Annotated in this window: 26 protein-coding genes and 1 pseudogene; 22 read left to right on the forward strand and 5 right to left on the reverse strand. The window is 33.5% G+C overall.

What is annotated here, in order from left to right; all coding sequences use genetic code 11:
- Positions 1-123: 123 nt before the first annotated feature.
- The 3 genes from AC3WVA_RS17520 (at position 124) to AC3WVA_RS17530 (ending at position 5,205) form a co-directional block, all read left to right on the forward strand.
- A complete protein-coding gene (locus AC3WVA_RS17520) occupies positions 124-690 on the forward strand; it encodes a TetR/AcrR family transcriptional regulator (RefSeq protein ID WP_001107302.1) in 567 nt (188 codons plus the stop codon).
- Positions 691-901: 211 nt separating this feature from the next.
- On the forward strand, positions 902-4,018 hold the full coding sequence (locus AC3WVA_RS17525; RefSeq protein WP_141539505.1) for an MMPL family transporter: 3,117 nt from the start codon (positions 902-904) through the stop codon (positions 4,016-4,018).
- A 338-nt stretch (positions 4,019-4,356) separates the two neighbouring features.
- The gene (locus AC3WVA_RS17530) at positions 4,357-5,205 is read left to right on the forward strand and encodes a P-loop NTPase family protein (protein ID WP_098346873.1); all 849 of its coding nucleotides are present in this window, start codon (positions 4,357-4,359) and stop codon (positions 5,203-5,205) included.
- A 192-nt stretch (positions 5,206-5,397) separates the two neighbouring features.
- Here the strand turns inward: AC3WVA_RS17530 and AC3WVA_RS17535 are convergent.
- Positions 5,398-5,842 (reverse strand): annotated as a pseudogene (locus AC3WVA_RS17535) (stress protein).
- A gap of 227 nt (positions 5,843-6,069) precedes the next feature.
- On the opposite strand from AC3WVA_RS17535, the gene AC3WVA_RS17540 reads away from it, so the two are divergent.
- Both AC3WVA_RS17540 and ltaS read left to right on the forward strand, forming a co-directional pair.
- Entirely contained in the window at positions 6,070-7,695 is a 1,626-nt protein-coding gene (locus AC3WVA_RS17540) for an ABC-F family ATP-binding cassette domain-containing protein (protein WP_048526047.1), read from the forward strand.
- A gap of 531 nt (positions 7,696-8,226) precedes the next feature.
- Positions 8,227-10,200: a lipoteichoic acid synthase gene (gene ltaS / locus AC3WVA_RS17545; protein ID WP_098880995.1), complete on the forward strand. Its 1,974-nt coding sequence runs from the start codon at positions 8,227-8,229 to the stop codon at positions 10,198-10,200.
- A 58-nt stretch (positions 10,201-10,258) separates the two neighbouring features.
- Here ltaS and AC3WVA_RS17550 read toward each other — a convergent pair whose 3' ends face one another.
- The 3 genes from AC3WVA_RS17550 to AC3WVA_RS17560 form a co-directional block, all read right to left on the reverse strand.
- The gene (locus tag AC3WVA_RS17550; protein WP_048526046.1) at positions 10,259-10,930 is read right to left on the reverse strand and encodes a TerC family protein; all 672 of its coding nucleotides are present in this window, start codon (positions 10,928-10,930) and stop codon (positions 10,259-10,261) included.
- 111 nt (positions 10,931-11,041) lie between these two features.
- Positions 11,042-11,704 (reverse strand): DUF3841 domain-containing protein, encoded by a 663-nt coding sequence (locus tag AC3WVA_RS17555; protein ID WP_098880984.1) that lies wholly within the window; start codon positions 11,702-11,704, stop codon positions 11,042-11,044.
- Positions 11,705-11,906: 202 nt separating this feature from the next.
- A complete protein-coding gene (locus AC3WVA_RS17560; RefSeq protein WP_492322068.1) occupies positions 11,907-12,734 on the reverse strand; it encodes a peptidoglycan-N-acetylglucosamine deacetylase in 828 nt (275 codons plus the stop codon).
- 217 nt (positions 12,735-12,951) lie between these two features.
- Here AC3WVA_RS17560 and AC3WVA_RS17565 point away from each other — a divergent pair, with 217 nt between their 5' ends.
- From AC3WVA_RS17565 to AC3WVA_RS17610, 10 genes are all read left to right on the forward strand, one after another.
- Positions 12,952-13,212, forward strand: a complete 261-nt coding sequence (locus AC3WVA_RS17565; RefSeq protein WP_098346877.1) for a hypothetical protein — start codon at positions 12,952-12,954, stop codon at positions 13,210-13,212.
- Between the two features lie 366 nt (positions 13,213-13,578).
- A complete protein-coding gene (locus AC3WVA_RS17570; RefSeq protein WP_048526026.1) occupies positions 13,579-14,262 on the forward strand; it encodes a DNA alkylation repair protein in 684 nt (227 codons plus the stop codon).
- A gap of 16 nt (positions 14,263-14,278) precedes the next feature.
- Complete coding sequence (locus tag AC3WVA_RS17575) at positions 14,279-14,980, forward strand: nucleotidyltransferase domain-containing protein (protein ID WP_048526024.1); 702 nt, start codon at positions 14,279-14,281, stop codon at positions 14,978-14,980.
- 15 nt (positions 14,981-14,995) lie between these two features.
- Positions 14,996-15,541: a GNAT family N-acetyltransferase gene (locus AC3WVA_RS17580; RefSeq protein ID WP_098880985.1), complete on the forward strand. Its 546-nt coding sequence runs from the start codon at positions 14,996-14,998 to the stop codon at positions 15,539-15,541.
- Between the two features lie 34 nt (positions 15,542-15,575).
- A complete protein-coding gene (locus AC3WVA_RS17585; protein WP_098346880.1) occupies positions 15,576-16,076 on the forward strand; it encodes a GNAT family N-acetyltransferase in 501 nt (166 codons plus the stop codon).
- 15 nt (positions 16,077-16,091) lie between these two features.
- Positions 16,092-16,613 carry a DinB family protein gene (locus AC3WVA_RS17590; RefSeq protein WP_098880986.1) on the forward strand — a complete coding sequence of 174 codons (522 nt, stop codon included), beginning with the start codon at positions 16,092-16,094 and terminating at the stop codon, positions 16,611-16,613.
- A 71-nt stretch (positions 16,614-16,684) separates the two neighbouring features.
- Positions 16,685-17,623, forward strand: coding sequence for a DMT family transporter (locus AC3WVA_RS17595; RefSeq protein ID WP_429603969.1), 939 nt, complete (start codon positions 16,685-16,687; stop codon positions 17,621-17,623).
- A 56-nt stretch (positions 17,624-17,679) separates the two neighbouring features.
- The gene (locus AC3WVA_RS17600; protein ID WP_048526017.1) at positions 17,680-18,081 is read left to right on the forward strand and encodes a GNAT family N-acetyltransferase; all 402 of its coding nucleotides are present in this window, start codon (positions 17,680-17,682) and stop codon (positions 18,079-18,081) included.
- A gap of 113 nt (positions 18,082-18,194) precedes the next feature.
- A complete protein-coding gene (locus AC3WVA_RS17605; RefSeq protein WP_098346883.1) occupies positions 18,195-18,806 on the forward strand; it encodes a hypothetical protein in 612 nt (203 codons plus the stop codon).
- A 20-nt stretch (positions 18,807-18,826) separates the two neighbouring features.
- Positions 18,827-20,074, forward strand: coding sequence for a glutathionylspermidine synthase family protein (locus AC3WVA_RS17610; protein WP_098346884.1), 1,248 nt, complete (start codon positions 18,827-18,829; stop codon positions 20,072-20,074).
- Between the two features lie 54 nt (positions 20,075-20,128).
- On the opposite strand, the gene AC3WVA_RS17615 is transcribed toward AC3WVA_RS17610, so the two are convergent.
- The gene (locus tag AC3WVA_RS17615; protein WP_098880988.1) at positions 20,129-20,578 is read right to left on the reverse strand and encodes a hypothetical protein; all 450 of its coding nucleotides are present in this window, start codon (positions 20,576-20,578) and stop codon (positions 20,129-20,131) included.
- A gap of 171 nt (positions 20,579-20,749) precedes the next feature.
- Here AC3WVA_RS17615 and aacC point away from each other — a divergent pair, with 171 nt between their 5' ends.
- The 7 genes from aacC to AC3WVA_RS17650 all read left to right on the forward strand — a co-directional run bounded on the left by aacC (position 20,750) and on the right by AC3WVA_RS17650 (position 26,131).
- Entirely contained in the window at positions 20,750-21,550 is an 801-nt protein-coding gene (aacC, locus tag AC3WVA_RS17620; RefSeq protein WP_128805801.1) for a BA2930 family N-acetyltransferase, read from the forward strand.
- 12 nt (positions 21,551-21,562) lie between these two features.
- Entirely contained in the window at positions 21,563-22,252 is a 690-nt protein-coding gene (locus AC3WVA_RS17625) for a phosphopantothenoylcysteine decarboxylase domain-containing protein (RefSeq protein WP_098346886.1), read from the forward strand.
- 137 nt (positions 22,253-22,389) lie between these two features.
- The gene (locus AC3WVA_RS17630) at positions 22,390-22,863 is read left to right on the forward strand and encodes a tetratricopeptide repeat protein (protein WP_048526009.1); all 474 of its coding nucleotides are present in this window, start codon (positions 22,390-22,392) and stop codon (positions 22,861-22,863) included.
- Between the two features lie 12 nt (positions 22,864-22,875).
- On the forward strand, positions 22,876-23,925 hold the full coding sequence (locus tag AC3WVA_RS17635; protein WP_098880989.1) for a hypothetical protein: 1,050 nt from the start codon (positions 22,876-22,878) through the stop codon (positions 23,923-23,925).
- Positions 23,918-24,403 carry an NUDIX hydrolase gene (locus AC3WVA_RS17640; RefSeq protein ID WP_098880990.1) on the forward strand — a complete coding sequence of 162 codons (486 nt, stop codon included), beginning with the start codon at positions 23,918-23,920 and terminating at the stop codon, positions 24,401-24,403. Before AC3WVA_RS17635 ends, AC3WVA_RS17640 begins: the two co-directional genes overlap by 8 nt.
- Positions 24,404-24,684: 281 nt before the next feature.
- Complete coding sequence (locus AC3WVA_RS17645) at positions 24,685-25,194, forward strand: ribonuclease FAU-1 family protein (RefSeq protein ID WP_071757165.1); 510 nt, start codon at positions 24,685-24,687, stop codon at positions 25,192-25,194.
- A 181-nt stretch (positions 25,195-25,375) separates the two neighbouring features.
- Positions 25,376-26,131 (forward strand): ABC transporter ATP-binding protein, encoded by a 756-nt coding sequence (locus AC3WVA_RS17650; RefSeq protein ID WP_048526005.1) that lies wholly within the window; start codon positions 25,376-25,378, stop codon positions 26,129-26,131.
- Positions 26,132-26,133 lie beyond the last annotated feature (2 nt).

A 26,133-nucleotide genomic window follows, 5' to 3' on the forward strand; every position in this document is an offset into this window, starting at 1 on the left:
ATCGCTGATATAATTTTTTCACTAAAACGCAACCATGCTTTGTCACGCACTTGACTTTTAATCCATGTAATTTATAATTAAAAACGGAATGAATTTTCATTCCTGAAAATAGAGGTGGAAAAAATGGCTAAAAACAAACAAGAGGATATTTTTGATGCTGCGATGCAACTTTTCGCAGAGCGTGGTTACGATGGTACGACAATTCCAATGATCGCTGAAAAGGCAAAAGTCGGTGCGGGTACTATTTATCGCTATTTTGAAAATAAAGAGGCACTTGTTAACTCATTATTTTCAAAAAGTATGTTAGAGCTTTCTGAAATGATAAAAACAGATTTTCCTGTTGAAGCAAATATTCGTGAACAGTTTAGTCATACGTACAACCGTTTATTTGAATTTGCGAGAAACAATGTGGATGCTTTTTTATTTACAAATTCTCACTGTGATAGTTATTTTCTTGACGAACAGAGTAAGCAAATATTTGACGATTTTATAGGCTTCTTTATGAATATTATTGAAGATGGAATCGCAAAAGGTTTTCTTCGTCCATTGCCTCCAGTTGCTTTAATTATTATTGTATATCAACCACTTGAAAAATTAACGAAAGTAATTGCAACAGGACAATTAGAATACTCGAAAGAGTTAGTAAAAGAATTGGAAGAAAGCTCTTGGAATGCTATTAGAATCATTTGATTCTATAGCTTTATAAGGACAGGAATGAATATTCATTCCTAAATAGATTTAAAATATGAGATTAGGAAAGGATATTTGTGTAACTAAGGGAATGAACATTCATTCCGGGAAGACTAGTTTAATAGAGTTTACAAAACAATGTAATAGAACGATAGGAATGAACGTTCATTCCGAAACTAACGTGAAACTTTCAAAACAGGAGATGATTAAATTGAGTAAGCTAAAAAATTGGAGAAGTTTATCTTTTCTATTATGGATAGTTATTACAATTACAATGATTGTAACGATGCCTAATATGGATAAATTAGTGAAAGAAAAAGGGCACATTACGATCCCTAATACTGAACAAAGTAGTATTGCTGACAAAATGATAAGAGAGATGGATAAAGACGGGACAGAAAAGTATGAAATTATAGCTGTTTTTAATAGTGGAAGTAAAGCAGCGTTAACATCTGAGCAAAAAGAAGAAATAATAAAAACAATCCATGCTTTACAAAATGAAAAAGAGCAATTAGGAATTAAGGAAGTTGTTTCACATTTAGATAATAAAGATTTGGAAAAACAGTTGATATCTAAAGACAATACGACCATATTAACGCAAATCTCAGTAGATAAAAAATATGGTGAAATATCAAAAGTTGCAAATGAGCTTCATAAAAAGGTTAAAGCGAATGGCGTTAAAACGTACTTAACAGGAAGTGATTTAATAGCGGGTGATTTCCTTACATCCTCTCAAGAGGGAGTGAAAAAGACAGAAGTTATTTCTATCATTTTCATTTTAGTTGTATTAATCATTGTATTTCGTTCACCAATTGTTCCAATCGTTTCTCTTCTTACAGTCGGTGTATCATATTTAGTTTCAATGGGGATTATTGCCCACCTAGTAGATCAATTTAATTTTCCGTTTTCCAACTTTACACAAGTGTTTGTAGTTGTCGTACTGTTTGGGGTTGGAACAGACTATAACATTTTATTATATACAAGGTTTAAGGAAGAATTAAGTAAACAAGAAAATGCATTTTTAGCCACGAAAGAAACGTTTAAATCGGCAGGGAAAACCGTTTTATATAGCGGGATAGCAGTATTAATTGGTTTTGCATCTCTTGCTTTAGCAAGCTTTAAATTGTATCAATCTACTTCAGCAGTAGCAATTGGTGTCGCAGTATTATTACTTGTATTAACAACGTTAAATCCATTTTTTATGGTGCTTTTAGGAAAAGGAATGTTTTATCCAGTTAAAACGTTTAAAGGTCATGAGGATAGTCGCTTATGGGGATTTTTTGCAAAAAACTCAGTAGCAAGACCATTTGTCGCTTTAATCATTGTATTTGTGATATCGATTCCTTTCGTAATGAAATACTCTAACACACTAAATTACAATGATTTATTTGAAGTGGATAATAAATATGAATCAAAGATGGGGATTAACGTAATAGAAGCTCATTTCCCACCCGGTTTCTCTTCACCGAGTACATTAGTTATTCGATCGGATAACAAATTAGATGAGTCGAATTCGCTTCAAACTTTAGATGAACTAACTGATAAGATTTTGAAAGTGAAAGGTGTTTCAGAAGTATATTCACCGACACGTCCAACTGGTGAAAGGATAAAAGAACTATATATAAATAAACAAGCTGGAGAACTAAATACAGGTTTAGAAGATGCCAATGGTGGTATTAAGGAAATTAATGATGGATTAACTACTGCGAAAGATAAAATGGGTAGTAAAGACTCAAATAGTCTTGCAAACGTTCAAAAGTTAATAGATGGAACAAACGAAGCGAAAAACGGTGTAACAGCATTAGGAACAGCATTAAATCAACTTTCAAATGGCATAAATGATGGAGCACAAGGTGCACAGCAAATTGAGAGTGGATTAACTTCAGTAAATGAAAATATAAATGTTTTATCTAATGCAACGTCACAACTTCATGCTGGTTATACGCAGTTAGAAAAAGGTTTAAGTTCTTACGATCAATACTTCGGAAGTATTTCTCAAGCGATTGATGGGGCGAAAAAAGGTTACGAACAAATTGAAATGTTAATGACCAATTTCATTCAAACGAAACCAGAATTAGCAAATGATCCGAACATACTGCAGACGATAGGAATTGCTAAAGAGGCTCAAAAGCAATTAGGTGTGCTTTCAAATGAATTGAATCAATTAGCAACGCAGCATAAAGCGGCGATGGGCTCATTTAAAGAAGCAAATCAATCGTTATTGAAAGTGGATAACGGTTTAAAAGAAATGAATAATGGAGTTACTAAATTGCAAAAAGGAGCAGCTGATCTTAAAAACGGATTAGATGAAGGTGCTTCCGGTTCAAAACAAATTGCGAGCAAGTCATCTGAGTTACAAACGGGATTAACGAAAATAAACGATGGGCAAGGCCAGCTATTAACCGGGCTTAAAGACTTGCAAGAACAGATGGGGCAATTACAATCAGGACTATCTAAAAGTACAGATGGGCTCAAAAAGGTAAGTAACGGACTAGGGGATGCTCAGAAATATTTAGGAGAACTGAATGAATCAAAAAGCTCTGAGAAATTTTATATTCCAAAAGAAGTTTTAGAGGGAGAAGATTTCCAAAAAGCATTGAATACGTACATGTCACATGATAGAAAGACTGCTAAAATGACAATCATTTTAGACGTAAATCCGTATTCAAAAGAAGCGATGCCAATTATTGAAGAAATTAATAAAACGATAGACGGTACGTTAAATGGTACAGAATTACATTCGACGAAAAAAGCAATTGGAGGTACAACAGCTAGAAACGTCGATTTAAAAGAAGTAACAGGCCAAGACTTCTTACGTACAGCTACGATAATGTTAATTGGTATTGCGATAGTATTACTCGTTATTACACGGTCATTTTTGAATACGATCTTCATTATTGGATCTTTACTATTAGCTTATTTTGCATCACTTGGTATAAGTGAACAAATTAGTGCACACTTACTAAATGTAGAGTCATTAAGCTGGAATGTACCATTCTTTAGTTTTATTATGATTGTCGCTTTAGGTGTGGATTATAGCATTTTCGTAATGATGCGATACAATGAGCTAGAGGGAGACCCAACAACAAAAATTGTAAATGCCTCTCGTCACATAGGAGGAGTTGTATTATCGGCCGCGCTTATTTTAGGTGGTACATTTGCTGCATTAATCCCTTCAGGTGTATTGACGCTTATACAAGTAGCGTCTGTTGTTGGTGTTGCACTGTTACTATTAGCTATCATAGTAATGCCAATATTGTTACCTGCTTTAATAGGATTAACGAGTAAAATGAAGAATTATGCAAAGAAATTAAGTGAAAGGAAATAAAAGAATCCCCTTTTAAAAGTAACTGGTTCAGTTATAGGAGAGAAAATATAAAATAACATACAAATTAGGGATTCTAAATCACATATGATTTAGAATCCTTTTTTTATATAGTTCACTCAAATAATGGTGGACTATCTTTTTAAAAAGGTAAATGGAAAATTTATGTTAAAATAATGATAGAGATTGTGAAAAAAATGTTCTTAAACTAACGGTCAGGTTACTTTAAGAAGGATTTTTCAAAGGAAATGATGAATATCATATTTTGAAGGAGTGATTGCAGTGGAGTAAGTAATTTTTTTAATCTTGGTTACATACTTTGAAGGAAGGGATTTATAACTATGAATACAAAACTAATAATAGTAGAAGGTTTACCTGGATTTGGAAAATCGACCACTGCAAAGCTAATAAATGAAATTCTAAGCCAAAATAAAATTGAAGTTGAACTATTTTTAGAGGGGAATTTGAACCACCCAGCCGACTATGATGGTGTATCTTGTTTTAATAAATTTGAATTCAATAGATTATTATCTGACAGTGGAGATTTTAAAGAAGTACTTCTTAAAAGAGCTCTAAAAAAAGGAAGCAATTATTTATTACCATACAGAAAGATAAAAAATGATTTTGGCGACCAGTTTTCGGATGAATTATTTAATGATATTTTAAAAAACGATATATACGAATTATCATTCGAAAAAAATGTTGAATTAATTGCTGACAAATGGAATGATTTTGCTGAAATTGCTCTAGAAGACGATAAGGTTTATATCTTTGAATGTTGTTTCATACAAAATCCATTAACGATTGGGATGATTAAATATGGTGAACAAAAAGAAAAAATAATAAATTATGTAATGAAAGTTGCAAAAATCATAGAGAATTTAAATCCAATGTTATTGTATATAGAACAAGATAATCTTGAATTTGCATTTAGGAAGGCATTAAAAGAAAGAACTCCAGAATGGTCCACAGGAATTGTCGACTATTACACTAATCAAGGCTATGGGAAAGAACATAATCATTCAGGTGTAGAAGGAGCGATAAAAGTTCTTGAAGCTAGAAGAAATTTAGAGTTAGAAATATTTGATATGTTAAAAATGAAAAAAGAAAAAGTCAATAATACAAAATATGAAATTGACTCATATAGGTCAATGTTAAAAGATAAGTTAACAATACAAATGTTGAAATAGCTTTTTACACTAACTGGTGCTTTAGTTGAAGAAGGAAATAAAAACGCTCAGAATATTTTCTGAGCGTTTTAGTTTGCTATTTATAATACGAAACGGGGTGCGAAATGCATACAAATTATTGTGTTATTTCTAATGGTTATTAACATTTTTCTCTCCCTAAACTGAACCCGTTCTTTTAAAAGGTGATTTTCTTTATTTTATAAACTTGTCCATCACATCTTTATATTTTGTGAATTCTTCATCTTTCATATCGCCATTCATTTGTAAAAGAAAATTTCCATTGGCGTGTGTATGAGAGAATAACATAGGAGCAGAATTTCCTAATTCATCTTAATATTTCTTTACTTTTTCTAGATCTTCTTTCTTTGTAATTTCGAATAATCGACCGCCTTTATCTTCGAAAAGAAGGTACGACAATACGTTTTCCTTCTTTTCGAAGATTGCCGAATTCTTTTTGTGGAAGATCGGTAGGGTTTTCTGCTTGGAGATCAGCGTTTTTAAATTCAGTGATAATCGAATCAACAGTTATTTTTGTTTCTTTTTTCTCTTGTTTTGATTCAGTATGTGTTTTTGCATTGTTATTACTACATGCAGTTAAGGAAGTAAGAGATAAACATAATGCTCCAATTATTAATATTTTCTTCAAAATAAACCCTTCTTAAAGTGTGTATGTAACTTTGATATAATTAAAAACAAAGCTTTTATTCGAGTTTGGAAAGAAAGGAATAGCAATCAACCGTTGCTATTCATCCAGCTTCTACTATATAATAGCTATAGTCTACAATAATTGAGTCGTAATATGCGATTTTTTAAGACAATCGGTGAGAAAACGCTGAAATAAGCGGTATTAGTAGGAGGACACAAATGATTACAGTAAGTAACGTTAGTTTGCGTTTTGCGGATCGCAAATTGTTTGAAGATGTTAACATAAAATTCACGCCAGGTAACTGCTACGGTTTAATCGGAGCAAACGGTGCTGGTAAATCGACGTTTCTAAAGATTTTATCTGGAGAAATTGAACCATCAACAGGTGACATACATATTACGCCAGGTGAGCGTCTAGCAGTATTAAAACAGAACCACTTCGAATATGAAGAGTTCCCAGTATTAGAAACAGTTATTATGGGTCACACGCAACTTTACAAAGTAATGCAAGAGAAAAATGCCATTTACATGAAAGAAGACTTTAGTGATGAAGATGGTATGCGTGCTGCTGAACTTGAAGGTGAGTTCGCTGAGCTTAACGGTTGGGAAGCTGAGTCAGAAGCTGCAATCTTACTAAAAGGTTTAGGTATTGGTGAAGATCTACATGATAAGAAATTATCAGAATTAACTGGGGCAGAAAAAGTAAAAGTATTACTTGCTCAAGCTTTATTCGGTAAACCAGACATTCTATTACTAGATGAGCCTACCAACCACTTGGACTTAAAAGCGATTCAATGGTTAGAAAACTTCTTAATGAACTTTGAAAATACAGTAATCGTTGTATCCCATGACCGTCACTTCTTAAATAAAGTTTGTACGCACATGGCTGATCTTGATTTCGGTAAAATTCAACTTTATGTTGGTAACTATGACTTCTGGTATGAGTCAAGCCAATTAGCTTTAAAATTAACACAAGATGCTAATAAGAAAAAAGAAGAGAAAGTAAAAGAGTTACAAAACTTCATTGCACGCTTTAGCTCAAACGCATCTAAAGCGAAACAAGCAACTTCTCGTAAAAAATTATTAGATAAAATTACATTAGATGATATTAGACCATCATCACGTCGTTACCCATTCGTTGGCTTCACACCTGAGCGTGAAGTAGGAAATGACTTATTAACTGTTGAAGGTCTTTCTAAAACAATTGATGGCGAAAAAGTGTTAGATAATGTGTACTTCACTTTAAATAAAGGTGATAAAGTTGCATTTATCGGTCGTAACGATATTGCAATGACAACATTATTTAAAATTCTTATGGGAGAAATGGAGCCAGATAGCGGTTCATTCAAATGGGGCGTTACAACATCTCAATCTTACTTCCCAAGAGATAACTCTAAATACTTTGAGAACAGTGACTACAACTTAGTTGAATGGTTACGTCAATTCTCTCCACAAGATGAGTCAGAAAGCTTCTTACGTGGTTTCTTAGGCCGTATGTTATTCTCAGGTGAAGAAGTTAAGAAGAACGTTTCTGTACTATCTGGAGGCGAAAAAGTTCGTTGTATGCTATCTAAAATGATGTTAAGTGGTGCGAACGTAATCACACTTGACGATCCAACGAACCACTTAGACCTTGAGTCTATCACTGCATTAAACAACGGTTTAATCGCATTTAAAGGTACAATGTTATTCACATCTCATGACCATCAGTTCGTACAAACAATTGCAAACCGTATTATCGAAGTAACGCCAAACGGTGTAATCGATAAAGAGGCTACTTACGATGAGTTCTTAGAAAATGAAGAACTTCAAAAACAAGTAGATGCAATGTACAAAGGTCAATAATAAATGATGAAAACCTCGCTCTCGTAATGAGAGCGAGGTTTTTTTATAATCATTGATTTTATGTGTTATGAATAATTATACAGAAATAACTTTAGGGGCGGAAAGATATTTTGATGTTGTATATAGAGAAATGGCTACAGTATGAATAAACTGTGAAATACATGAAGAGGTGTAATAGACACAGAAAAAAACTAATGCAATCTATAGTGAATTTCATTATATTGCTTTAATGTTCCAGAACTGGAGACATATTTATTTGCGAAACAGTAAAGAAAGGTTTATAGTATGTGGTGTCATAATTAGTGGGTGAGTCTTGGGAGAAAACAAAAAATGTTACAAATTTATTTTGTTAAATAGAAACCAAGGTCAAAATATTTGAAAAGAAATAGTTGAATAAATAAAAGCTTCAAATTATAATTACTAATATTCTTCATATAGTAAAATAAATAAAATCTATTTGGAGATGAAAAATTGAATAGAAAGACAGACTTATATAAAAATAAGCCTTGGATGATTAAAAGAGGTGGAGAGATGAAACAGTTCTTATTAAAGAGTAAAAGTGTGTTAAGTAATCACTTTGGATTTTTCGTGTTTGCCATTGTTTTATTCTGGTTAAAAACATATGCAGCTTATGTGACAGAATTTAACTTAGGGATATCTAACACAATCCAAAAGTTTTTACTGTTTTTCAACCCGTTAAGCTCGGCAGTTCTATTTTTAGGGCTTGCATTGTTCGCAAAGGGGAAACGTGCTTATATTTGGTTAATTGTTATTAATTTGTTAATGTCTATACTTTTATACGCAAACGTAGTATATTATCGCTTTTTCAGCGACTTTATTACGTTCCCGACATTAACACAAACGAATAACTTTGGAGATTTAGGTGGTAGTATTTTTGCATTGCTACACGCATATGATCCTCTATATTTCTTAGATACAATCATTTTAATTGTTTTAGTCGCAACAAAATTTGCAAGTCCAAAACCAATTCGTGTTGCGAAGCATAAATTATCACTAGTATTTGTAGCAGGTATTTTATTATTCAGCATTAACTTAGGTCTTGCAGAATCTGATCGTCCTGAATTATTAACAAGAACATTTGACCGTAATTATATTGTGAAATATTTAGGGGCATACAACTATACGATTTATGATGGCATTCAAAGTGCGAAAGCATCAACAGAACGAGCGTTAGCTGATGGAGATAATATGACAGAAGTTAGAAATTATCTTGCATCAACATATGCAAGTCCAAATCCTGAGTACTTTGGTAAAGGAAAAGGCATGAACGTAATTTATATTCATTTAGAGTCATTCCAAAACTTTTTAATTGATTACAAATTAAATGGGCAAGAAGTTACACCGTTCTTAAACTCATTTACAAAAGATGCAAATACGTTATATTTTGATAACTTCTTCCATCAAACAGGACAAGGTAAAACATCTGATGCTGAGTTCATGCTAGAAAACTCAATGTATGGATTACCGCAAGGATCTGTTTTTACGAATAAAGCTCATAACACGTATCAATCAGCACCAGCTATTTTAGGGCAACAAGGATACACATCAGCAGTGTTCCACGGTAACTACAAAACATTTTGGAACCGTGACGATATTTATAAATCATTTGGTTTTAATAAATTCTTTGATGCGTCATACTACGATATGAACGAAAAAGATGTAGTAAACTATGGATTAAAAGATAAACCATTCTTTAACGAATCCATTCCATTATTACAAACATTGAAACAACCGTTCTATACGAAGTTCATTACGTTATCGAACCATTTCCCTTATCCGATTGATAAAGAGGAAGCGACGATTGAACCAGCTAAAACAGGTGACTCTTCAGTAGATACGTATTTCCAAACAGCACGTTATTTAGATGAGTCTGTAAAAGGATTTTTGGATTACTTGAAACAATCTGGTTTATACGATAACTCAATTATCGTTATGTACGGTGACCATTACGGTATTTCAGATAATCATGGCGCAGCAATGTCTCAAATAATGGGTAAAGAAATGAACTTATTCGAAAATGCACAGCTGCAACGAGTACCATTAATCGTTCGTGTCCCAGGAATGAAGGGCGGCGTACAACATCAATACGGCGGAGAAATTGATGTTCTTCCGACGCTATTACACTTACTAGGTACAGATACGAAAAATTATGTCCAGTTCGGATCTGATTTATTATCACCAGAGCATAAACAAGTTGTTCCATTCCGTAACGGAAACTTCGTAAGTCCAACAGTTACTGCATTGAATGGAAAATACTATGATACAGCTACCGGTAACTCTGTAGAATTAACAGACGAAATAAAACAAAATGAACAAATGGTTCAAAAATCATTAAAATACTCTGACCAAGTCGTAAACGGTGACTTATTACGATTCTATACACCGGAAGGATTTACACCGGTCGATCGTTCGAAGTACAACTATAACAATCGTGATAAAAATAAAACGAAGGTAAAAACGACTGCAGACGGAGAAACGAAATAAATAGTAAAAAGCGCTACTCATATGAGTAGCGCTTTTATTTGTACAAATAACGTAGTCATTATACAGAGTTATCCTTAGTTTTTTGTTTCATCTTTCCAAAGAATACTACACCAGCAATGATAATAATGATAAATGCCCATTTAATGAAAGGGTTACTTTCGAAAAATCCAGCGAACCATTTCTCATCTACAATCATTTTCGCAGCAGTATAAGCTAAAACAGCTGCTCCAATCGTAATGATAACAGGGAACCGGTCCACCCATTTTAAAATTAATGTACTGCCCCAAACTACTACTGGAATAGATACTAATAGTCCGATGATGACTAAAGAAAAATTGCCATGCGCAGCTCCTGCAACAGCAAGTACATTATCAATACCCATTAATGCATCAGCAATAATAATGGTTTTTATAGCAGACCAAAATCCTTCTTCTGCCTTAATATCATGATCTTTGCCTTCAGCAATTAATTTGTAAGCGATCCATATAAGGAGTACACCACCAATTAGAAGTAGCCCTGGTATTTTTAACAACCAAACGACAACTAACGTAGCGAGAGCTCTAATTGCGATTGCCCCGATAGTTCCCCATATAATAACTTTCTTTTGCTGATCTTTCGGTAATCGCCTTGCTGCTAACCCAATTACAATCGCATTATCACCGGCTAACACTAAATCGATTACAATGATGGCAAGTAAGGCGGACAAATATTCGGCTGAAAGAAAATCCATATACACATCACTCCTTAAGAGTAATATGTGCTAAAGTGTTGATAATATAAAAAAATAGGATTGAATTTGTATATCCAATCCATAATTTCGTACTGTATTTTGATATATATGTTAATTTCGTATAAGTCGCTTTTGCAATCCTTTTTGCTTTTCTTTTCTTTTTCTTAATTTTTGATTCATCTTTTTAATACGGTTTTCTTTTCTATTATCCCAGTTATCACTTCTGATTTCATTAATAGATTTATCTTCCTTAGCACGAAAACGTCTTACTTTTTTTACAAAGGAAAGAGGGATTTTGCCGATAACACCTTGTTTTTCTAATGAAGCCTCTTTACCTTTATACCAATCAGGATGTGATAACAAATAGTCGAAATCGAATAATAATTTGTATTCTTCATCCATAAAAGTAAACCAGTCCTCTAATGTTGGTTTATTAGTTTGATGAAAATACTTAGAACTATCACCCATAGCACAACACCAGTAACTAATATCACTCCATAGTACCCATTCTTCTGGCACATCAAGTGTTAAAATTACCATTTTTGAATTTTCCCTACCCCAAGCTTTATGATTTCGGTTTGGATAATTATTTGCTTCCCAAACCCAAATAGGATAGTTATCTTCATAATGGGGTAATCTGTTTTTAGCTACACGTATCATCCAATCGTATGAATATATAAAATCGGGATCAATGTTTTCTTTACTTCCTTCTAAATAACCAAGTTTCTTAAATTGTTTCCATGCTGCTTCAGCTTGAACTGTATAAACTATCATATGACACCTACTTATTTTAAACTAGGCTATAGTATAGCATGACATTTTTCAAAGTTACATTTATTTGATTGTTTCTTGCTAAAAGGAAGAGACATATATTATTAATACGGTGAAATTTTGTATAGGTATTCTATGTAAGGGAATTTCCCAATTCGATAAAAAAAGACTCAATAACCTACTAGAGGAAATAGAGTCTTTTTCATTACATACGATTATCGTGCCAGAAGTTTAATGGGAAGTGTTCGTTCTCACTATAACTTTCTAATTCATATCCTTTTTCTTTCAGCCCTTTAATAATTCCAGGTACTGCTTTAACAGATTGTGGATGAATGTCGTGCATAAGAATAACTTCTGTCGGTTTGTTAGCACCATTTAGTACGTTTTCTACAATTTTAGCTGATGCAGCGTCAACTGGCATTTTGTTATATTTCCAGTCTAAAGAATCAATTGTCCAATCCCAAACTTTTAAGCCATTTTCGACAACTTTGTTGCGAAGAGCTTCGTTTAATCCTGGCATTGAGCCATAAGATGGACGAGTTAATACTGGTGATTTACCTAGAACACCAGCAATTAGGCCTTGATCTTCTTTCATCTCATCTACGTAATGACCTTCTGTGTAAAGCTTCTTGTAGTTATGAGTCATACTGTGCATCCCAACGTAGTGGCCTTCAGCATCTTCACGTTTTACAAGATCCGGGAATGCTTTTACGTTTGAACCAATAAGGAAAAATGTTGCTTTCGCATTTTCTTTCTTTAACATATCTAAAAGCTCAGCTGTGTATTTTCCAGGACCATCATCAAATGTTAAGTACGCGACTTTTCTAACTTGCCCGTTATATTGTTTTGGAGCTTCTTTCGGTGCAAGAGACGATTGGATTTCACTTACAAGTTGAACAGATTTTGCTTCATCCTCTGTACTTGCGAGAGCAGTATGTGCTGATCCTAAAGCCGTTTCGTATGTAAATAATACCCCCGCGCAAACCAGCATAGCCCTTTTCACTAAAGTTGTCATTCGAATTCCATTGTGCATAATTTTCCTTCTCTCTATAAAAGTTCTACTCTACTATATTAGCAATTATAGGGAGGTAATTGCAAAAAAACTTTTGTACAATCGTAAAAAAGTTTGGCCAAAAGTATGTAAGATTTTAAAGGGATGTCATTTCGAAAGAAACGTCAAAAATAATTGGATAATTTTAATTATGAGTTGGAAACAATACTAGGGATATTCATTTTAGGAGGTGCTTTAATTGAATTATAAAAAAATGCTTTCAATATGTATGACAAGTATATTTACAGTAGGTTTATTAATTGGCTGTAATCCAGCTCCAAAAGATGAAAAGGAGCCAGATCCGACTGAGGAACCTTCTGAACAACGACAGGAAGAAAAAAATGAAAAACAAGATCCTGCTAAAGAAAAAAATAATGAGTTAAACAAAAAGGATGAACAAGAACCAGATCCAACGGAAGAGCCTTCTGAGGAACAAAAGAAGAAAAAAGAAAATGAGTAGTTATAGTTGAATGAAATTCGTAACAAAATGATTTAGGCAAAAATCCCTACAGCATCTGTAGGGATTTTTATATAAGAAAATTTTGTTAAGAGAGTTATTAAAAAGTAGCAAGTATTTTGGCTGAAAATAAATGTGATAAAAAATGAAAATCAAATCAATAAAAGTTCTTTATTTTCTATTTTTTATACTATTGGAATTGATGAAATGTAAAATGTACAGGTTTTCATGTTTGTTGTAATTATTTGTAGTAACTATAAAATTTCACATACCGTATTTTAAAAATAAATATAGGAAAAACAAAAAGTAATGTAGAATATATCGTACATACATATATGAAGTCAACAGAAAAGATAAAGAGGTGGGCATATGTTACTTGAAGAAGTAATGCAGAAACTAGAGGAATATGGAACAGAACAAAATCGTAAAACGTATAAAAATCACGGGGCGAAAGAGCCACTATTCGGAGTTAGTTTTGCCAATTTAAAATTGTTAAAAAAGAAGATAAAAAAAGATCATGATTTAGCGATTTTATTATGGGAAACAAAAAATATGGATGCAATGACATTAGCAACGATGATATTAGATCCGAAAAAAGTTACGACAGAACAGTTAAATGAATGGGTACAGGAAGTTGATTATTATTGTTTAATGGACGTTTTGATGACGGCTATTTGTACGTCGCCAATCGCGATAGAAAGAATGGAAGAATGGACAAAGTGTGATGATGAATGGGTTGGAAGAGCAGGCTGGTCTTTATTAGCAAATATTGCGATTAAAAATAAAACGTTACAGGATGATTTCTTCTCTCCTTATCTAGAAGAGATTAAAGAAAATATACATAATGAAAAAAATAGAAAAAGAGAAGCAATGAATAGTGCTTTAATTGCGATAGGAATTCGTAATGAAGACTTAGAGCGAAAAGCGATTGAAATTGCACGTGAAATTGGAAAAGTACACGTTGATCACGGGGCAACGTCATGTAAAACACCAGACGCAGAACCGTATATAAAAAAAGCGAGAGAAAGAGCTGAAAAAAAGAAAGTGAAATAAGAAAAGGGGAACGGTTATGAAACCAATGGAAGCAGCACAAAGCATCATTACATCACAATTTCCGAATTGTGATGTAGCTTTACTAGGAGGAAGCGTTGCACGGGGAGAGGCGACAAAAACATCTGACCTGGATATTGTAATAGTAGATCGTAGTTTGTCATCTTGTTATAGAGAATCTTTCTATAGTAATGGATGGCCCGTTGAGGTATTTGTACATAATTTTGAAACGATAAAATCCTTTTTTAAAATGGATTGTGATCGCGGAAGACCTTCGTTGCCACAATTAGTTGCAGAGGGAATTGTATTAAAAGGGGAAAATGAAATTGTAGAGGAATTAAAAAAAGAAGCGAATGATTTACTAAGTAAAGGACCAGCAAAATGGACTGAAGAGATGATGAAGCAGAAGCGGTATTTTATTACAGATACTTTGGATGATTTTATTGGTGCATCAAAAAGAGAAGAAGAGTTATTTATCGCGAATTTATTAGCTGATTTATTACATGAATATGTATTAAGAGTAAACGGGAAATGGCTGGGAAGTTCAAAATGGTTTATAAGGGTACTTAGAAAATATGATGAACAATATGCAGATCAATTTGTAGCGGCTTTCGATTGTTTTTATACAACGGGAGAGAAAATGAAATTAATTACTTTTGTAGAAAAAACGCTAGAACAGTATGGAGGAAGAATGTTCGAAGGGTTTTCTATAGGAAAATAAGAAGGGGATAGCAAAGTGAATGTACCATTCGTTCAATTAAGAGAACTGACACTAAATGATGTAGAAGATCGATATCAGTGGTCATTAGATACAAAAGTAACGAAACATTTAGTTATACCAGATCAATATCCACCGTTCACTCGTGAAGATACGAAAAAATGGATTGAAGCATGTATAAATCGAAAAAATGGTTATGAACAAAGAGCAATCACTACAGAGAACGGCATACATATTGGATGGGTAGATCTTAAAAACTTTGATAAAACAAATAAAAATGCAGAACTGGGAATCGCGATTGGTAATAAAGAATACTGGGGTAAAGGGTATGGAATAGCGGCCTTATATAGTATGTTACATGAAGCATTCTTTGAATTTGAATTAGAAAAAGTTTGGCTACGTGTAGATGAAGATAATTTTCAAGCTAGAAAGAGTTATGAAAAGGCTGGTTTTATTTGTGAAGGATTAATGAGAAATGATCGATTACGTCAAGGGAAGTTCATTCATCGTTATCGATATAGTATGTTAAGAGAAGAATACGAATCTATAAATAGTAGTTTATAAAAATATTATGTTAACTTAAAGGGGCTGGAGAAATATGATTCGATTACTTACGAAAGAAGATGCGAAACAATATTGGGAGTTACGTTTACAAGCATTACAAGTAAATCCAGAGGCTTTTGTAACAACTTATGAAGAAGCGATTCGCCAGCAAAATCCGATTAAGCGAGTGGAAAATAATTTAACAGCTGCTACTAGCTGTACATTCGGTGCTTTTAATGAGGATTATCAATTAGTTGGAGTTGTGACTTTACTAACAGAAGAGAAAGAGGCGTATAAACATAAAGGTCATATCGTTGCAATGTATGTAGATGCAAGCAATCGAAGAAGTGGTCTTGCACGTGAGTTAATACGTAAGGCAATTGAAAGAGCAAGAGAACTGAACTTGGAACAATTGACATTAGGTGTTGTGTCCACAAACGAGCCAGCAAAAAAGTTGTATGAATCAATGGGCTTTCAAACGTATGGAATTGAAAAAAGAGCTTTAAAAATGAACGGTGTATATAGTGACGATGAATATATGGTGTTGTTCTTGTAAGAAAGGGAGTTTTTTATGAGAGACCTCCAATTAGAAAAAAATATGAACCCGCAAGTAGCGATTTTGTATGCGACTGTTACAGATACATTTAAACGATTGCAAAAGTTATTAGAAGGTATTGATGAGAAAGAATTGTCTTTTAAAGGATCAGAAAATAATGAAAATAGCATTGGACAACTACTTCAACATTTAGCAGTTGTTGATTTACATTGGGTATATCGCTTAAAAGGCGAAGCAGTTCCATTCGCACTTGAAAATAAATATGGACCTATGTTAAATGAAGTAGGAGAACTGCCAAGTTTAAGAAAACAAACGTTGCAACAATTAATGCAAGATTATGAAGCAGTGCATCATATGTTTTATGAGGAATGCATGAAACTAACAGAAGCTGATTTAATACGAGAAGTTTTTTACGAAAAGGGAGAAAATGCGACTATAAGATGGGGGATATGGCATATAGCAGATCATAATCGGTACCATCAAGCCCATATTAGTCGATTGAGAAAACTATATAGAGCTAGTTTATGTCCAAATTAAAGATTGCAAATTTTAATTATATTCATTTTGTTGTATAGTATTTAAGAAGAAACTTAACAAGGGGTTTTATAATGAAAGCTATTGCAGTAGGGATATTGGCATCATTTTTCTTTGCCTTTACCTTCGTTTTAAACCGGGCGATGGACTTAGAAGGTGGAAGTTGGATTTGGAGTGCATCATTACGGTACTACTTTATGGTGCCAATGCTTTTACTTATTGTCATGTATAGAGGTAACTTAAAGCAACTCTTTCAATATATGAAAAATAATCCGAAAGAATGGTTAGTGTGGAGTATCATTGGATTTGGCCTCTTCTATGCACCACTTAGTTTTGCTGGAGCTTTTGGACCTGGTTGGCTCGTTGCATCAACATGGCAAATTACGATCGTCGCAGGAATTTTGTTAACACCATTTTTTGCAATTGACCCGTTACATAAAAAACTTCCAATGAAGGAATTAGTTATGTCAGGCATTATTTTATGCGGTGTTGTACTCATGCAAGTAGAACATGCTTCTTCATTAGGAATTCGTGAAACCGTTTTATGTGTAGTGCCTGTACTTATTGCAGCGTTTGCGTATCCTCTTGGAAACCGAAAAATGATGCAAGTTTGTAAAGGGGAATTAGACGTATTCCAGCGAGTTCTCGGTATGACATTAGCCAGCTTACCATTTTGGTTTTTACTATCTGGTTATGAAGTATCAACAGGTGGGCTACCGTCAAGTAGTCAAGTTTTCCAATGTTTTATTGTAGCAGTTAGTTCTGGTTTAATCGCAACAGTACTATTCTTCTTTGCGACAGATCTTGTAAAAGATGATCCACAAAAACTAGCAACAGTAGAAGCAACACAGTCCGGTGAAGTTTCGTTTGCGCTAGTAGGAGAGCTCATCTTACTATCTGCGCCAATTCCATCATCTTTATCTTGGGTTGGTATGAGCCTCGTTATTGTCGGAATGATACTACACAGTTATGTAGCCGTCGTTGTGAAAAAAGAAGAAAAAATAACGGCGTAATGAGATTAGCTCTTTTTATAAAGAGCTAGTCTTTTTTCATAGAAAGGGATGGAAGAATGAATTTACAGCGTGTTGAACAAATTGAAAAAGATCCAATTTTACATGTACTACAGTATGCAGTTGGGCCAAGTGAAACTAGTTTAAAGAAAGCAGTCTTATTTTATGGAAGGAATAAAGGGACTTTTTATAAATTTGAAGAAAAGGCTTGCATAGGTATTGAAATAATCGGAACAAATAAAGCGAGAATATGCCACATAGCAGTCGTCCCGCAATATCGTCATAAAGGAATTGCGTTGCAAATGATAAAGGAAGTAGTAAGGATGCATCAATTGACTTATGTAGAAGCAGAGACTGACAAAGAAGCAGTAGAATTTTATAAGAAAAGTGGTTTTCAGGTTCAAAGTTTAGGAGAAAAATATCCGGGAGTCGAAAGGTTTCAATGCTATCTGGAAGAATAGCATTGAAAATATGTAAATATACATGTTGTGTATAGTTTGAAAAAAATAATAATTACATTATATAATATAGGTAACTGGAAAAATATAGATAAAAGAAATTGGGTGTATAACACATGAGAATGGATAAAAGTAAATTTATAAAAATTGCTACTTCGATAGGGGTATCATCTTTTTTATTAACTGGATGTGGCGATTATGAAGAAGATACTGCTCAACAAGAAAGTACTGCTGCTAAAACGGATGGTGGAAAACAAGGAAATGAACAAGAAACTTTAAATTGTGATGATAAAACTCCTACTAATGAAAATGTAGAAAATGATGAGTTATGTAAAGAAATGAATCCGTCATTTTCATCGTATCATGAAAATTCACACTTACCGATACTTCCATTCGTAGCAGGATATTTATTAGCAAGCAGAACTTCAAATATGAATTATACAGCAAAACCAAATATAATGAAGAAACCGTATGCAAATAATATTATTCCATATCGTGAAAAAGACCAAAGTAGAACTGGTGGCAGCGGTGGTGGAGGGTATTACGGCGGAACTAACAGTAACAACAATAATTCTTCCAATAAAGTAGATTTAAATAAACAACAGCCAAATTCCTCAAATAAAGTGACGCCAGATACAAATACGCCGAAATCATCTATGACTCAAACGCCGAAAGTGAATTCTGGTTCCAGTGGAATCGGAAATGCAAAAGCGCCAGCCGGATCATAATACGAAAGGATAGTAGGATTATGTATACAGAACAAGAGCAAAAAGAGTATATGAAAGTATGGTTTTCACTTGCGGAAGAGGCTGGGCGGAATGGATTTACGTGGCCGAGTCTATTAGAAAAAGAAGAATGGAATCAATATATGGCAACAGGTATGTATCGTATGCCGGTAAACACTTATACTGCTATTTCAAAAGCGACAGAAGAAATTATGTATGTGTTATATAGAACGTATCAATATATTGTCAATACAACAGAAGATTTTCAAACACTAGGATTTCCGGCTGAAACGTGGGAAATTGCGAGAATGAAACATACTGGTTTGTTTTCATATTTTACAAGGTTTGACTTTATCGTAAATGGTGAAGATATAAAGTTAATAGAAGTAAATTGTGATACACCAACAGGTTATTTAGAGCCATCAGTCGCAAATGAAGTGTTATGCCGTTATCATGATGTGAACCATCCGAACCATATAGAAGAACATATTGTGCAGGCGTGGGAACAAATTAAACATGACTATAATATTAGTCCTATAGAGACGATATATTTTACTAGTTATAATTGGCATGATGAAGACCATCAAACAGTTCAATTTTTAAGAAGCTATTGTTTAGATCAATCAACGGATTATATAGGTATACAAGATATTGTCGTTGCAGATGATGGCATATATACGCCAGAGGGTGAACGAATCCATTATTTATATAGACTATATCCAATTGAATATTTAGTTTCAGATACCGATAAAAATGGGAAAAGAATTGGACTCCAGTTTTTAGATCATATAGCACAAGGAAGAGTGAAAATCATAAATCCGCCAGCTGCTTTTCTTATGCAAAATAAAAGTGTACTCGCATTAATTTGGCAACTTTACGAAGAAGGAGTCTTCTTTGAGGAAGAAGAGCGAGAGATTATACAGAAATACTTCCTACCAACCTATTTTACAAATAAACCGTTTGTTGAAAAAAATGAATCATATGTTTCTAAACCTTTATACGGACGTGAAGGCGGAGGGGTATCTATATACGAAAATGATGAGCTTTTAGTAGAAGATAAAACAACGTATTACTTTGAACAGCGGAAAATATATCAGCAATACATAGAAATGCCTGACTACACAATTGACACATGGGATGGTCCTTATACTGGTAAATTATTAATTGGTTCACACTGTATTAGCGGGAGAGCCGCAGGGTTATTTTTACGTGTAGGTGAGAAAATAACAGGGAACTTATCGATGTTTACAGGGGTTACAATTGAAGGATAAATGAAACAAAGGTCTCATCATTTTTGATGAGATCTTTGTTTCATTGTAGTGTTTTTATTGCTGTGATGTAACGCTTTCATTTTTCTTCATTTCAAAGATTTTGTTTCCATTTTCATCTACAAGTTGAATAAAGTCTCTAAGTTTTGGTACACCAATATACATGACTGGATTTTCATCTTTTCCTTTACTTTTCTCGATATGAAAGACGATAATAGTTGTGTCTTTTTCATCCTTCACTTCTTTTACTGTAATTTTAGCATTTTTGTACTTTGTTCCAAATGCTAAATATATCATTCTTTTACCTTCGCTAATACTACCGTTTGAGTAATGTATCATCGTGGGATCTTCTTGAGCCTTTTCATATAAATTTGATGGGCCAAATTCAATTTCATTATATCTGGATTTTTCTAATACCCAATAATCTTCATATTCATTTTGAAAAGAAACACATGCGCTTAAGGAGACGAGTCCAAATAGTAGAAAAGAGAATAAAGCTTTTTTCATTTGTTCACCTTCTATCGTTATTTCAAATTAATACACCATAATGTAACCAATATCTTTGTAAGTATATTACCATTTTTTATGTTCATAAAAACGATTAAGTTAAAAATTAAGAAAAATATGATAATATATGTATGTAGTAGTTTAAAACAAAATGGGGGAACAATCGTGAAAATGAATGACATAGTGGCAAGTACGCCATTGCCAAATACAATTAAAACAATTACAAATGATTTAAGAAAATTAGGGTTAGAAAAAGGAATGACAGTTATTGTACATTCTTCGCTAAGTTCTATAGGCTGGGTATCAGGCGGAGCAGTTGCGGTAGTAGAGGCATTAATGAAAGTGATTACAGAAGAGGGAACCATTATAATGCCAACGCAATCTTCGGATTTATCTGATCCGAAACATTGGTCAAGACCACCTGTACCTGAAGAGTGGTGGCAAATTATTCGGGATAATGTACCAGCATTTGAGCCACATATAACTCCAACAAGAGCAATGGGGAAGGTAGTTGAATGTTTTCGTACATATCCGAATGTAGTACGTAGCAATCATCCATTAGGAAGTTTTGCTGCATGGGGAAAACATGCAGTAGAAATAACGATGAATCAATCACTATCAATGAGTTTAGGAGAGGAGTCTCCATTAAGAAAAATATATGATTTAGACGGATACATATTATTAATTGGGGTTGGATATGACTCAAATACGTCTGTACATTTATCTGAAGTACGTTCTGGTGCATGTGAGTTAATAAAAGTAGGAGCGCCTATTATAGAAAATGGTGAAAGAGTTTGGAAAGAGTTTATTGATATGGATTACGATTCTGATAAGTTTGTAGAAATTGGTGTAGCGTTTGAACAAAAGGGAACTGTAACAAATGGGAAAATAGGAAACGCAAAGTGTCGTCTTATGAAACAACGTGATATAGTTGACTTTGGAACAGAATGGTTTCGTAAGAAAAATAAGTAAGGGATGGTTACAATGAAGGGGAAAAAGGTATTAATTACAAGTGGTGGTTGTTTAGAAAAATGGGATCAAGTGCGTGGTCATACGAATATGGCAAAAGGAACAATTGGAAGAATAATCGCCGAAGAGCTTATAAGTAAAGGAGCACATGTTATATATTTACACGGTTATTTCGCTGAGAAACCGAACGATATAAATAATCAATTGGAATTACACCCATTTGAAGGAATTGTTGATTTACAAGATAAAATGAAGAGTATAATTACGCATGAAAAGGTCGATGCAGTCATTATGGCAGCGGCGGGATCAGATTGGGTCGTAGACAAAATTTGTGATCAAGATGGTAATGTTCTTAATATGAATGGAAAAATTTCTAGTGATATAGCACCAATTATTCATTTTCAAAAGGCTCCGAAAGTATTAAAACAAATAAAAGAGTGGGATTCAGAAACGGTACTTGTTGGTTTTAAGCTTGAAAGTGATGTAAATGAAGAAGAACTGTTCGAAAGAGCGAAAAATAGAATGCAAGAAGCGAAGGCGAGTATAATGATTGCAAATTCACCACATTCTTTATATTCGCGCGGAGCAGTGCACTACGTAATTGGACAAGACGGTAAAGGAAAGTCGTGTAATGGGAAAGATGAAACAGCGAAAGAAATTGTCAAAAGGTTAGAAGTACTATGTAATCGTGTTACCACTTTATAATTTTAAGTATTTGGATAAGAGTAAATCCGCATAGTATATAGAGAGAAGCGAAACTTTAATTTATGGGAATTTTACTTTTGCACAAACGTTAACCATTTAAGATGGATACATAGCATAATTGGTGAGGAGTGGATTCTATGGAACATTTATTAAAGCAAGCTATTAAATTAAGAAATGAAAAGAAATATGCGCAGTCCAAAGAGATACTTATAGGATTAACAAATTTTACGAAGGATGCAGAAGTACTATATCAATGCGCCTGGATACATGATGTAATGGGGCTTGAAACAGAGGCTATGCCGTATTATGAACAGGCAATCGCAAATGGACTTGATGGTGAATCACTTTGTGGTGCTTATATTGGTCTAGGGAGTACATATCGTTGTATAGGGGAGTATGAAAAGGCGATTGCAGTATTAGAAGCTGGGGTGAAGAAATTTCCAGAGAACGATCCAATGAAAGTATTTTTATCATTAGCAAAATATAACGTAAACGAACATGAATCCGCAATGAAATTATTACTTGAAACAGTCGTAAAAGTAGAGGAAGTAAAAGAGTTTGAGCGTGCTATTTCATTTTATAAAGACCATTTAGATGAGGTTTTTAAATAAGAGGGTGAACGTATGAATGTCGCATTATCACGAAGGCGAAAAGGTATTTGGTTTGGATTAATATCTTTCATCTTATTATCAAACTATGTATTGTATGCCCTTCCAATTGTACCAGCTGCTCCGAAAGAAGTAGTACTTGGTTCTTTGTTAGATTGTATGTTTGTAATTCCGGTCATTACGTATTTCTTTATCATTCGAAAAAGATACTCATTAACGTATATATTTCCTGTCGTAATAGCTGGTTATATATTTGCAAGGTTTATTATTCCAAGTGAATATTTACTAGATTTTTCATATGTTACTTATATTATAGTTGCGGGAGAAATTGCTTTTGTATGCGTAGAGTTATTCCTTCTTTATAAAATCGTTAGAATGCTTCCTAACATTATAAGAAAATATAAAGAATATAAAAGAGAGTATTCGTCATTTTCTTATGCAATTGATGCAGCGTTTCATGCTACTATGAAAAGAAATAAATTGGTAGATGTTATTGTAACAGAGTGTAAGTTAAACTATTATGCATTTTTATCGTGGCGTGTAAAAGTACCAGAAGGTGAATGCGTATACTCATATCATAAAAAGACTGGTGCAATAGGTGTATATATCATGATCATCCATGCAACCTTAATAGAAAGTATCGGTTTTCATTATTTGCTTCATCAATGGAATCCAGTAATAGCATGGATTTTACTTATTTTAAACGTGTATGCAATGTTTTATTTTTTAGCTGAAATACAAGCAATGCGAAAAAATCCAATTATAGTTGCGGAAGAAAAGATAATCATGCAAATCGGATTAGGAAAGAAAATTATTATACCATTTACACAAATTGATAAAATTACGTTTTATAAAGGAGAACCTTTAAAGAAAGAGAAGGAAGTTCTTGATGCAACCGTGATGGAATTTATAAAGGAACCTCCGACATTTGAAATAACACTAAAAGGGTCAGTGAAGGCGCAATTATTATATGGATTTTCTAAAACAGTAAGTCGTGTTCACTTAAATGTTGATGAGGAACGGAAGTTTTATGATGCAGTTATGGAGAAGTTGAAGCGTGAATAATTCTACTAATTTTCATCGTGCGTTTGGGGTATACGGCATTTGTATTGAAGACAATAATTTATTAGTAGTTGATAAAATTAAAGGTCCATATAGAAATCGGTATGATTTACCTGGTGGTAGTTTAGAAGAAGGAGAATCATTACTAGCTGGATTTCATAGAGAGATGAAAGAAGAGACTGGGCTGAAAGTGAAGGTAGTAAACCAAATAGGTACAGTTGATTTTCAATTTCCATCAAAATTCAAGGAGTACACACATGTTCATCATATCGCAGTTTTTTACTTTGTTGAAAGATGCGAAGGTGAATTCAAAGTACTGAAACAATTTGAAGGGCAAGATTCAATAGGAGCTAGATGGATTCCGATAGAAAGTATTACTGAAGATAATTCATCTCCTCTTGTATGTAGTGCTGTGGAGTGGTTAACAGAATCTAAGTTTCGTTTAGAAGTAAAGGCGTATAAATCATGGGTTATAAAATAATAATGTTATTTAAGCCCTTTCTAATTTAGAAGGGGTTTCTTTGTGAGGTAGAAAATGATTTTATCCCGCTTTAATGGGCAGTAAGACCCCCACCTCAAAATTCAGCGAAAGCAAAGAAGTTAGGTGGGGGTCGGGCTGCCCATAAAAGTCTGATTGGTGAGGGCTGATTAAAGTTTCACTTTATATCTTTAAAAACAAGTAATGAATTGGCTGAACGCTTTCTAAGTGGAAATATAAAGAGATATAATGAAAGAACTAAAATAAATGGGGGAATTTTAAAATTGAGTTGTTTATGTCCGTTAGGAATTGAAGTTATTGAAAGAAAAATTCGCTATGATGCTACAACTGTAGATCATGCTTGTTTACTAATAGAAACGCAGCCAGATAAAATTGTTTTGTATCATGAAGTACAGTACTCTTTTACTATGACAGCAAACGATACGAAGTTAACGATCCCGGAAGGAAGTTGTACAATTGCATACTATTGGAGGAATCAGCCATATAATTTATACGTTTGGAGAGATCAGGAGGGGAGTTATCTAGGTTCTTATTTTAATATTGTAAAGAATACTTGTATAACGGATGAAGTGGTATCCTTTGAAGATTTAATCCTTGATATTATGGTACTTCCAAGTGGAGAATTTTTCATATTGGATGAGGATGAATTACCTGAGCCGTTAGAACACTTTGAAGATGGATATGTACAAAAATCTCTGCATACAGTGTTACATACAATTCAAACGTTACTTCCCAAAATCATTATAGAAACTGCTACAATTTATAAAAAATAAATATCGTTCATTAAAACCCAGTTGACTTATCGGAAATATTTGTATAATATGTAGTTAATTCTATAATAGCTGATTGGAGAAACCAAAGGCATTTCATTACAAAATGAAATGCCTTTGGTTTTTTTATTATATAAATACTGAATCTGTTCATTTAGATGAATCATTTCAAGGAGGGGAAATTGTGACTGTTTCAATTGATGGGGTATCAAAATATTTTTCGAAACAAACTGGTACGGTTCAGGTGCTAGAAGATATTAATTTTCGATTAGAGAAAGGCGATTTTGTCACTGTAATCGGCCCGAGTGGTTGTGGGAAAAGTACGCTTTTGAAAATTGTTGCGGGATTAGATAACGAATTTGAAGGTAAAGTTATCATCGATGGGGAGAAAATCGTAAAACCAAGTAAGAAACAAGGATTTATTTTTCAAGAACATCGCTTGTTTCCATGGTTAACAGTTGAAGAAAATATTGCTGCAGATTTGTCGTTAAAAGATAAGTATGTAAAAGATAAGGTAAAGGAATGGATTGAAATCGTTCGATTAGACGGTTTTGAAAAATCTTATCCGAAAGAAATTTCAGGCGGGATGTCACAACGTGTTGCGATTGCGAGAGCCTTATTAAGAGATCCAAACGTATTATTACTTGATGAACCATTCGGGGCACTTGATGCTTTTACTAGAAGTCATTTGCAAGAAGTACTGTTGAATATTTGGGAACAGAAGAAAACGACAATGTTATTCGTCACTCATGATATAGACGAAGCGATATATCTTTCAAACCGAATTATCCTCATGAGTGCAAAGCCTGGAAAAATACATAAAGTGATTGAAAATAATTTACCTTATCCACGTAGTAAAACCTCGGAATTATTCCAAGAAATTCGTACGAAAGTATTACAACAGTTTGAACACGGTGGACTGATTCAAACGAGTATATAGGA

The organism is Bacillus sp. EB106-04-02-XG92 (assembly GCF_058791995.1).

Excerpts from the sequence above, each read along its gene's own strand:
- AC3WVA_RS17520 (WP_001107302.1), top strand. The coding sequence starts at position 124 with ATGGCTAAAAACAAACAAGAGGATATTTTTGATGCTGCGATGCAACTT.
- AC3WVA_RS17530 (WP_098346873.1), top strand. The coding sequence starts at position 4,357 with ATGAATACAAAACTAATAATAGTAGAAGGTTTACCTGGATTTGGAAAA.
- AC3WVA_RS17540 (WP_048526047.1), top strand. The coding sequence starts at position 6,070 with ATGATTACAGTAAGTAACGTTAGTTTGCGTTTTGCGGATCGCAAATTG.
- ltaS (WP_098880995.1), top strand. The coding sequence starts at position 8,227 with ATGAAACAGTTCTTATTAAAGAGTAAAAGTGTGTTAAGTAATCACTTT.
- AC3WVA_RS17550 (WP_048526046.1), bottom strand. The coding sequence starts at position 10,930 with ATGGATTTTCTTTCAGCCGAATATTTGTCCGCCTTACTTGCCATCATT.
- AC3WVA_RS17555 (WP_098880984.1), bottom strand. The coding sequence starts at position 11,704 with ATGATAGTTTATACAGTTCAAGCTGAAGCAGCATGGAAACAATTTAAG.
- AC3WVA_RS17560 (WP_492322068.1), bottom strand. The coding sequence starts at position 12,734 with ATGCACAATGGAATTCGAATGACAACTTTAGTGAAAAGGGCTATGCTG.
- AC3WVA_RS17570 (WP_048526026.1), top strand. The coding sequence starts at position 13,579 with ATGTTACTTGAAGAAGTAATGCAGAAACTAGAGGAATATGGAACAGAA.
- AC3WVA_RS17575 (WP_048526024.1), top strand. The coding sequence starts at position 14,279 with ATGAAACCAATGGAAGCAGCACAAAGCATCATTACATCACAATTTCCG.
- AC3WVA_RS17585 (WP_098346880.1), top strand. The coding sequence starts at position 15,576 with ATGATTCGATTACTTACGAAAGAAGATGCGAAACAATATTGGGAGTTA.
- AC3WVA_RS17590 (WP_098880986.1), top strand. The coding sequence starts at position 16,092 with ATGAGAGACCTCCAATTAGAAAAAAATATGAACCCGCAAGTAGCGATT.
- AC3WVA_RS17595 (WP_429603969.1), top strand. The coding sequence starts at position 16,685 with ATGAAAGCTATTGCAGTAGGGATATTGGCATCATTTTTCTTTGCCTTT.
- AC3WVA_RS17600 (WP_048526017.1), top strand. The coding sequence starts at position 17,680 with ATGAATTTACAGCGTGTTGAACAAATTGAAAAAGATCCAATTTTACAT.
- AC3WVA_RS17605 (WP_098346883.1), top strand. The coding sequence starts at position 18,195 with ATGAGAATGGATAAAAGTAAATTTATAAAAATTGCTACTTCGATAGGG.
- AC3WVA_RS17610 (WP_098346884.1), top strand. The coding sequence starts at position 18,827 with ATGTATACAGAACAAGAGCAAAAAGAGTATATGAAAGTATGGTTTTCA.
- AC3WVA_RS17615 (WP_098880988.1), bottom strand. The coding sequence starts at position 20,578 with ATGAAAAAAGCTTTATTCTCTTTTCTACTATTTGGACTCGTCTCCTTA.
- aacC (WP_128805801.1), top strand. The coding sequence starts at position 20,750 with ATGAATGACATAGTGGCAAGTACGCCATTGCCAAATACAATTAAAACA.
- AC3WVA_RS17625 (WP_098346886.1), top strand. The coding sequence starts at position 21,563 with ATGAAGGGGAAAAAGGTATTAATTACAAGTGGTGGTTGTTTAGAAAAA.
- AC3WVA_RS17630 (WP_048526009.1), top strand. The coding sequence starts at position 22,390 with ATGGAACATTTATTAAAGCAAGCTATTAAATTAAGAAATGAAAAGAAA.
- AC3WVA_RS17635 (WP_098880989.1), top strand. The coding sequence starts at position 22,876 with ATGAATGTCGCATTATCACGAAGGCGAAAAGGTATTTGGTTTGGATTA.